Raw genomic sequence first — 3,325 nt, 5'->3', positions numbered from 1 at the left:
ATCTTAATATTTGCTCAACTTGAAAGCGTTGATCTGACGCTAACTGTGTTAAAAACTGCTTATTTAGCGCAACTAAATAACAAAATTTTACCCTTACCTACAGGAATGTAGATACCTTTGCGATAGCAAGATGCAGTATCGGTGTTAACGACAACATTTTCTCGCCTCAAAATAGATCACTTAATTAAGCATATTGGTATAAGTAACCTGAACTTCGGACAAGTAATGTTTTTTAGCTGCCAGTTTTAGCGCTAAAACTCTCTGGCTAGATAAGGAAATAATTTAATGTGGTTAAAAAAAATGAGGTAGTCCACTCCTTACCCAAGGCTTAGGTTCAATTAAAAAGCCCCCGCAAGTTATGAACTTGCGGGGGCTGATAATTACGACTAAATCTTGAGAGTCTTAGATTATAGTCTAAATGTGAAACCTGCGAAGATATAGCGACCCAAAGAATCATAGAAACCAGGGTAAATGTTACCATTTGCCGGGCCTGAAGGACCATTTGGTACTAGTGGAGCAGTATTATCAAAGATATTATTTACACCACCACGGAATTGCAGGTTATCAGAAGCATTCCAAGTGACTGCAATGTCAACGTAGTCACGGGCAGTCAATGGAACTGGTCCATCGATCACTTGACCGTTTTCATTTCGTGCAAACTCTTTCACTTCACTTACATAACGATAGGTTGCTGTAACGTTTGCATCCCAAGGCGTTACCCAAGTCGTTGAGAAGTTAGTCTTAAAGTCAGGAACAGGGTACTCACATACCGCTCTATCCCAGCGACCAGCACAATCATCAATATCACCACCTGGTAAGTTTTGCGTTGCAAACTTATCTAGCCATGTACCGATTAGCTTAAAGCGCAAAAGGCCCATATCATCAGGTAGGGTATAACGATAAGATGCATCAAAATCAATACCGCTTGTTTCTACGCTACCAATGTTGGTATCAATAGCAGTGATCGAATCCTGGCTTAACCATAAAGAGCCAGTCTTACCGCGGTTGATAAGTCCACAGAACTCATCGTTACCATTAATTGCACACTGGTTGAAGATTGTTGCTTCAGGGATTGCTTGAATTGCATCTTCAACAGTAATGTCAAAATAGTCAATCGCAATGTCTAAACCTTCAATAGCTTCAGGAGATAGTAGAATACCAAATGAGATAGTATCCGACTTTTCTGGTTCTAAGTCTGGGTTACCACCTGTGATACTGTTATATTGGCCCGCAGGGCTGATAAGTGCGTTTGAACCATATTTAGATGGATCAAGACCTGTTCTAGCACACTGCTCAACGGTTAGAGTTGGGTTGTCACCACCACATGGATCTTCCCAGTTAAACAAACCTAAACCAGCAGATCTGAATAGGTCGCGTACGTTACCTGCACGTACAGCACGCTGGAAGCTTGTTCTCAAACCAAGTTGATCATTAACGCGAATGTCAAACGCACCCTTATAGGTGTTGGTTGTTTTATCCGTTGAATAGTCAGAGTAGCGATAAGCTAATTCTAATGTAATATAATCAGCAAATTCAGAGTCTTCAACTAAGGGCACATTGAGTTCTGTAAAGAATTCATTGACGTCAAATTCACCACTTACACCAAGAACAGGACCACCTTGGCCTGCACCGTCACCTGACTCAAAGCCTTGATCCGGATTAAAGTCTAGCGATTCTTTTCTGTGTTCAAGACCAAATACTACGCCTACACCGGTGGAAGTACCAGGTACTACAACTCCGTACTCTGTAAGATCACCAGTAACATAGCCACTAATTTGTTTTGTTCTAGTGTCACCGCGAGCAAATAAAGGTATTGTTAGATAGTCGATTTGTTCTTGAGTGATTTTTGATGGATCGAATATATTCCATGGAATACAAGTTGGATCGCTACCATCTACAACTGACTTACATACTACATTGCCTTTGTCATCAGTTGTAGCTTGTAATGAACGAATAATTCGGGTAGTCGACATGTCATTTTGGTAAGTCTGAGCATATGATACATTTCCGAAATTCATATACGCATCATAAGTCCAGTTGTCATCGATTTCACCGCGAACACCTAATACAAAACGAGTTGAGGTATGGCGAATGTCGTCTTGACGAGGGCCTCCTTCAACATTTCGTTTACCGATGAAGGCACCCTCAACAACACCATCATCATTTGCAACGCCATTAGGTCCACAAAGCGTGTTTCTTTGTGAAGCTGAAAGCAGCGGGTTATCACAGCTAATATTAACTTCATTCAGGAATGAACCTGAAGGCGCGATTTGTGCTACTGTGCGGTTGTCCATGTAGTTAAATTCAGCATAAAACGTATGGCTGTCGTTAAAATCATAATGACCTAGTAAGCCAAATGTCTTACGTTTGTCTGGGCGTTGGAAATAGTTCAGCGGGCCATAGTTATAAACAGTTCCAGCTGTAGGAACGAAATCGGTGCCAGATACTTTGTAGTCGTAGGTATTAAAATCGGTAATACGGCCATCAGGAATTGTTCCTGAACCACCACAAATTCGTGTACCTGTCGCATTTATATTCATAGCACAAGCACTGTAGTCACGGTTGTCTTGCGTTACTTCTTCGATATCACGCCAAGTTGCATAACCTGTGATGTTTGCACGACCATCTGCAGAGTTAGCACCAAAAGTTAAAGAGATGTCATGAGTATCACCGTCCCATTGACTTCCATCAGGTACTTCGAAGCCTCTCTCTTTTAGTGCTCGTTGCATGTCTTTGTGGTCGTTATCATGTTGATAAACGCTACCTTGATACTCAATTTGGAAGCCTTCAAAGTCGTCTCTCATGATAAAGTTTACAACACCAGCAACAGCATCAGAACCGTATGTTGCTGACGAACCACCGGTAAGAACATCAACACGTTCTACCAAGGCCGCTGGGATTTGGTTAAGGTCAGCACCGATACCTCCGGCGACAGGAGAACCAGAAGGCAAGCGGCGTCCATTGACTAGTACCAATGTACGTTCTGTGCCTAAGTTACGTAGGTTTACTGTTGCGGTACCTGTAGCTCCATTTGCTTGGCCTGAAGTTTGGTCAGCAAAGATTGCGGGCATATCGTTGAGTAGATCTTCTACCCTTGTAATACCTGCAACTTTAATGTCTTCGGCTGTAACACTTGTTACAGGGCTTGCACCAGTCATAGCAGCTCGCTTGATACGAGTACCAGTAACCTCTATTCGTTCTACACTATTATTAGCATTGGTATCTGTTTCTTCAGCGTGGGCAATACCTGATACGCCTGCAGTCAGCGTTGAGCAAGCAAGTAGAGATAGCCTGATCGTTGCTGATAAGTTAGAAAGTTTCATCT

1 protein-coding gene is annotated in these 3,325 nt (G+C 42.3%); it reads right to left on the bottom strand.

Annotation, left to right across the window (positions count from 1 at the left end; all coding sequences use genetic code 11):
* Positions 1-407: 407 nt before the first annotated feature.
* Entirely contained in the window at positions 408-3,323 is a 2,916-nt protein-coding gene (locus tag L1D50_RS22270; RefSeq protein ID WP_128727607.1) for a TonB-dependent receptor, read from the bottom strand.
* Between the last annotated feature and the right edge of the window lie 2 nt (positions 3,324-3,325).

The sequence above is a fragment of the Pseudoalteromonas sp. Isolate6 genome (assembly GCF_022398435.1).
GTDB lineage: Bacteria > Pseudomonadota > Gammaproteobacteria > Enterobacterales > Alteromonadaceae > Pseudoalteromonas > Pseudoalteromonas galatheae.
This window is presented reverse-complemented; position numbering and strand designations above follow the sequence as displayed.